The organism is Flavobacterium sp., assembly GCF_044339515.1.
GTDB lineage: Bacteria > Bacteroidota > Bacteroidia > Flavobacteriales > Flavobacteriaceae > Flavobacterium.
The window spans coordinates 1-4,211 of the sequence record NZ_JBIIVK010000090.1 but is presented as its reverse complement, the minus strand read 5'-3'; the positions used below and the strand labels follow the sequence as shown (position 1 = coordinate 4,211).

Below are 4,211 nucleotides of genomic sequence, written 5' to 3'. Positions count from 1 at the left end.
TTACACCGTACCGGTCATGACCCCAAAATTATCTTCCTATTGGCTGTATTTTGTAACCTCTACTTCTTACAAGTTGGCCATGAATTTAGTAGATAGCATGAAAATGGAAGTCGTTTGTAAAGACAACCGTTTGCAAAAAATACTGGGCATCAAACCCATCTCCTATACCGATGCCATCAAATTAGCCTTCATCAAAATTGAACAAAACTTGGTCATTTCCAGCTGGAAAGACAGCTTAGTAAGTAGTGAATTTCAACACAACTTATCTGAATTTATTCAAGTGCCCACTTTTGGCTGTTTAAAAGATGAGCAGAAAATAAAAATTGAACATCCCGAAAAAGTCCTCGAAAATATTTGGACCATCGGAGGAACAAAAGGTTGGTACTATGGCAACTGGATGTGGCAGTTACGAGGATTTATCGATAAATTAGTGGGTGGCGTTGGGTTGCGAAGAGGAAGAACCCATCCCACGCATTTGGACAATGGCGATTCACTCGACTTTTGGCGGGTGATTTTAGCCAACAAAGAGGAAAAACGATTGCTTTTGTTTGCCGAAATGCGTCTGCCTGGCGAAGCATGGCTCGAATTTAGAATTGATGAACAAAATGTTTTGCATCAAATTGCCACCTTTCGACCCAGAGGACTTTTCGGAAGATTGTATTGGTATAGTTTAGTGCCGTTCCACTTTTTTATTTTTGGTGGGATGATTCGGAATATTGCGAAATAATGATATAGGAGAAGTTTTTGGAACGCAGATTTGAAAAATTTGAGAAATTTTCTTTTTCTTTGAAAATAAAATAAATAGCCATCAACCTGAAACTTGAAACCTGAAACCTGAAACATAGCCATGAACTTCAAAATCGTATCATTATTATCTATTTTTATCCTTTTCGGATGGAATTCTACTCAAGAAAAGAAAACAACTGATTTAGCCTATCTTGTTGCCATCATGCAAGGAATCTATTCTTCCGAAAAGCAATCGATTGACGACAAAGAATATTTCAACATTTCCCTTCGCATGACTCCGATTTGGAAAAGTAAAGGACATTACCTGTATGTGGAACAAGCGATGTTTGAAAAACAAGACAGTCCGTATCGGGTGCGGATTTATAAAGTATCACAACGCAACAATGAATTCATCAGCGAAATTTACACCCTCAAAAACGAAAAAGAATGGATTGGTATGTGGAAAACACCAGAAGCATTTGATAACTTAGTAGAGTCCGATATAGAACTAAAACCGGGTTGCGAAGTGATTTTAAAAAAACAACCTGACGGAACGTTCATCGGCCAAACCGGTGAAAAAACTTGTCCGAGTGAATTAAGAGGAGCTTCTTATGCTTCTTCAAAAGTAACAGTAACGCCTACCCAAATTCTTTCTTGGGACCAAGGGTTTGACAAAGACGGCAAACAAGTGTGGGGGGCCGTAAAAGGCGGCTACATTTTTGATAAAATTAAATGATATACACCGAAAAAGTAAAAAGCAATATGTCTAAAAGGATACTGATAATCATCGGCATTGTACTCCTGATTTTAAGTATTCCATTGATTGCCATGCAATTGACGGATGAAGTAAAATGGGACATATTTGATTTTATAGCAGCCGGAATGTTGTTAGTTGGAACCGGTTTAGCAGTTGAATTCGTATTGAGAACCATTCGCTCAACCAAAAAACGAATTCTTTTCTGCGGCATTATATTGATCGTACTATTTTTAATTTGGGCAGAATTAGCAGTTGGTATTTTTGGAACGCCTTGGGCGGGAAGCTAATTCAACTCTTATAGAATACTTTAAGAAGGAATGGTTCAAAAAAAGTAACGAAAAAAACTTTCCAGTTCCTAAATTACTTTATGGTTAGATCAACAAAATGTTTTAGACCTTATAATATTTCTTCCGAAACCAAAACGCCAAATTAACCAACGCAATCAAGGCGGGGACTTCTACCAACGGACCAATGACTCCTGCAAATGCCTGTCCGCTGTTGATACCAAAAACACCTATGGCTACCGCAATGGCTAACTCAAAATTGTTCCCTGTAGCGGTAAAGGCAATAGAGGTAGCTTTCGAATAATCAGCTCCAAAATACTTGCCGATAAAAAAACTAACCACAAACATAATAGCGAAATAAATCACTAAAGGAAGGGCAATTCGAAGCACATCCATGGGAATTTCAACAATTAATTCCCCTTTCAAGCTAAACATTAAAACAATGGTAAACAAAAGAGCGATTAAGGTGATGGGTGAAATGAAGGGAACGTATTTCGTTTGAAACCATTCTTCTCCTCTCATTTTCATTAAAAAATAACGACTTAAAAATCCTAAGGCAAAGGGAATACCCAAATAAATCCCAACACTTTCTGCAATTTGACTTATACTGATGTCCACAATGGAACCTTCAAACCCAAAATAAGGCGGTAAAACGGTAATAAAAAGATAGGCGTAAACGCTATACAACAACACTTGAAAAATACTGTTCAACGCTATCAAACCGGCGGCATACTCTCTATTTCCTTCGGCCAAATCATTCCAAACCACCACCATCGCAATACATCGAGCCAAACCAATTAGTATGACACCTATCATGTATTCGGGATAACCGTTTAAAAAAAGTAACGCTAAGAAAAACATTAAGATAGGACCAATCACCCAATTCAACAGTAAAGAAGCACCCAAAACTTTGGTGTTTTGAAACACTTCACCCATTTTACTGTAATTCACTTTAGCTAAGGGCGGATACATCATTAAAATCAGTCCGATTGCTAAAGGAATATTGGTCGTTCCGGAGGAAAAGGAATGAATAAATTCGGAGGAACTCGGAATAAAATAGCCTATTCCAACTCCAAATAGCATGGCTAAAAAAATCCAAAGGGTTAAATAGCGGTCTAAGAAACCTAACTTTTTTCGATTGACTACGGGTGCACAATTCGTAACTGACATATTATTTTTTTAGTTGAGAAAAAACAAAATAGAGTTCACTCGCAATTTGCAAACTGCGTTCGGCATATTTTTCATTCATAAGTTCCGTTCCGTCAAAAGCTTTTGGGTCATCGTATTTAATGGGGAATCGGGCTTCTGCACCAAAAACCATTGGGCAACCTTCGTCGGCGTTGTTGCAGGTCATGATGGCTCCAAACTGACTTTTCGGATTAAAATCATCAAAATTGGCTTTGGAAAAACAAATAATCGGATGTTGATTGTCATCGAATTTCACCACATAAACAGGATTTTCGGTTTCACTCAATTTTTGAATAAGAAAACCTTGATTGGTTAACGTTTCAACCACTTTCGGAAACATCGCCGTAGCTTCCGTTCCACCGGAATAGCAAAAAACATTCTTAATCCCAAAATGAAACGCCATCGTTTGTGCCCAAATTTGCGACAAATGACTTCTTCTGGAATTGTGGGTACAAATAAAGTTTAAACGAATTTCTTCATTTGCCTTTACTTTATTTTGAAGGTAATCAATTAAGGGTTGTAAAACGTCTTTGCGTTCAATTGGCACTTCAATTTTAGGGATTGATTCAATGGTTTTAGCTAAATTTTCAAACATCTTATCGTTTTTTATAATGACAAAAAATAAAGTTCTGAACGGTATCAAAAGGCGTTTGATGGTCTTCGGTTAAACAATTTTCCAATGCAAAATCATCCCCAAAAACCGCTTCCATTTTTTCAACTGAATATTGCGTAATGGGAAGTCCACTGCATTTTAACGGACCATTTTCAGAAAAGGTTCCAATGATTATATGTGCATTTGAAGTGGTATTGGCGATTACATTGGCTTTGTAGTGCTGAATATCGTCAGCTTCCGTAAAAAAATGAAAAGAAGCCCTGTCATGCCAAATGTCAAATTTTTCATCGGATTGAAAATGCAAACTATCCGAAACAATAAAGGTCACCCTTTTGCCTTTTTCACCCAACCTTTTTTTGGTACGTTCAATGGCTGCTTCTGAAATATCCAGTAAACTTAAGTTAGAATAACCCAAATCCAATAAATGGTCAATCAGGTAACTATCGCCACCGCCAACATCAATAATTTTGGCCTCCTTTGGTACCTTACACGCTTGAATGAATTGAAGAGAAGTGGTGTGCAAATTCCGGTCAAATTGACCACCCAATTCCGATTTAAAGTGACCACCTGATTTCGGTTGAAAGTGACCACCCAATTTCGGTTCAAATTGACCACCCCGATTTTTCACCTAAAATTACTTTTT

Annotated in this window: 6 protein-coding genes; 3 read left to right on the top strand and 3 right to left on the bottom strand. The window is 37.5% G+C overall.

Annotated elements, in window-relative coordinates; translation table 11 throughout:
* From ACIQ0M_RS15225 to ACIQ0M_RS15215, 3 genes are all read left to right on the top strand, one after another.
* The coding region (locus ACIQ0M_RS15225) for an SDR family oxidoreductase (protein ID WP_396153765.1) at window positions 1-727 on the top strand (727 nt) is incomplete at its 5' end.
* A 120-nt stretch (window positions 728-847) separates the two neighbouring features.
* Window positions 848-1,462, top strand: coding sequence for a chromophore lyase CpcT/CpeT (locus tag ACIQ0M_RS15220; protein WP_396153763.1), 615 nt, complete (start codon window positions 848-850; stop codon window positions 1,460-1,462).
* The gene (locus ACIQ0M_RS15215) at window positions 1,459-1,770 is read left to right on the top strand and encodes a hypothetical protein (RefSeq protein ID WP_396153761.1); all 312 of its coding nucleotides are present in this window, start codon (window positions 1,459-1,461) and stop codon (window positions 1,768-1,770) included. Before ACIQ0M_RS15220 ends, ACIQ0M_RS15215 begins: the two co-directional genes overlap by 4 nt.
* Before the next feature lie 102 nt (window positions 1,771-1,872).
* On the opposite strand, the gene arsB is transcribed toward ACIQ0M_RS15215, so the two are convergent.
* From arsB to ACIQ0M_RS15200, 3 genes are read right to left on the bottom strand one after another with little or no spacing between them, the layout of a single operon-like run.
* Window positions 1,873-2,937 carry an ACR3 family arsenite efflux transporter gene (arsB, locus tag ACIQ0M_RS15210; RefSeq protein ID WP_396153759.1) on the bottom strand — a complete coding sequence of 355 codons (1,065 nt, stop codon included), beginning with the start codon at window positions 2,935-2,937 and terminating at the stop codon, window positions 1,873-1,875.
* Window position 2,938: 1 nt separating this feature from the next.
* Window positions 2,939-3,550: a low molecular weight phosphatase family protein gene (locus ACIQ0M_RS15205; protein ID WP_396153757.1), complete on the bottom strand. Its 612-nt coding sequence runs from the start codon at window positions 3,548-3,550 to the stop codon at window positions 2,939-2,941.
* A gap of 1 nt (window position 3,551) precedes the next feature.
* Window positions 3,552-4,196 carry a class I SAM-dependent methyltransferase gene (locus tag ACIQ0M_RS15200; protein WP_396153755.1) on the bottom strand — a complete coding sequence of 215 codons (645 nt, stop codon included), beginning with the start codon at window positions 4,194-4,196 and terminating at the stop codon, window positions 3,552-3,554.
* Window positions 4,197-4,211: the final 15 nt, after the last annotated feature.

Coding starts and splice junctions, on each gene's coding strand:
- ACIQ0M_RS15220 (WP_396153763.1), top strand. CDS start 848: ATGAACTTCAAAATCGTATCATTATTATCTATTTTTATCCTTTTCGGA.
- ACIQ0M_RS15215 (WP_396153761.1), top strand. CDS start 1,459: ATGATATACACCGAAAAAGTAAAAAGCAATATGTCTAAAAGGATACTG.
- arsB (WP_396153759.1), bottom strand. CDS start 2,937: ATGTCAGTTACGAATTGTGCACCCGTAGTCAATCGAAAAAAGTTAGGT.
- ACIQ0M_RS15205 (WP_396153757.1), bottom strand. CDS start 3,550: ATGTTTGAAAATTTAGCTAAAACCATTGAATCAATCCCTAAAATTGAA.